The organism is Paraburkholderia sp. SIMBA_030 (assembly GCF_046535245.1).
Classification (GTDB): Bacteria; Pseudomonadota; Gammaproteobacteria; order Burkholderiales; family Burkholderiaceae; genus Paraburkholderia.
Genome location: NZ_JAWRXB010000074.1, coordinates 1 through 647, shown reverse-complemented (window position 1 = coordinate 647; position 647 = coordinate 1). Strand labels below are relative to the sequence as shown.

The 647-nt window shown below is 69.9% G+C and carries 1 protein-coding gene; it reads right to left on the bottom strand.

The genetic code is table 11. The annotated features are described in order from the left end of the window. A partial coding sequence (locus tag SB772_RS39055) for an Ig-like domain-containing protein (RefSeq protein ID WP_410838397.1) occupies positions 1-647 on the bottom strand: 647 nt, incomplete at both ends.

Here is a 647-nt window from a genome sequence, read left to right as displayed (position 1 = left end):
TCGGTGGCGAGCGCCACCGCCGGTGCCGCAGCCGACGTGTCGAGCGTGAAGCTGAAGCTGGTTGCCGCCGAGACGTTGCCGGCCACGTCGGTCTGCCGGACCTGCACGGTGTTCACGCCTTCGACGGCGCTGAAGCTGCTGGTCCAGTGAGCCCCGTTATCGACGCTGTACTGCACGGTCGCGCCGCTCTCCACACCACTGAGGCTGAGCGTGCCGGCATTGGTGATGTGGTCGCTGGCGCTGCTGCCCGAGTCGGTGGCGAGCGCCACCCCGGGCGCGGCGGCGGCCGTGTCGAGCGTGAAGCTGAAGCCCGTTGCCGCCGACACGTTGCCGGCCACGTCGGTCTGGCGGACCTCGACGCTATTCAGGCCCTCGGCCGGACTGAAGCCGGTGTTCCATGTAGAGCCGCCATCGGTCGAGTACTCGACCGTCGCGCCGCTCTCGACACCGCCAAGGGTCAGGGTACCGGCGTTGGTGACGTGATCGCTGGCGCTGCTGCCCGAGTCGGTGGCGAGCGCCACGCCGGGCGCGGCGGCGGCCGTGTCGAGCGTGAAGCTGAAGCTGGTTGCCGCCGACACATTGCCGGCCACGTCGGTCTGCCGGACCTCGATGCTATTCAGGCCCTCAGCCGGGCTGAAGCCGGTGTT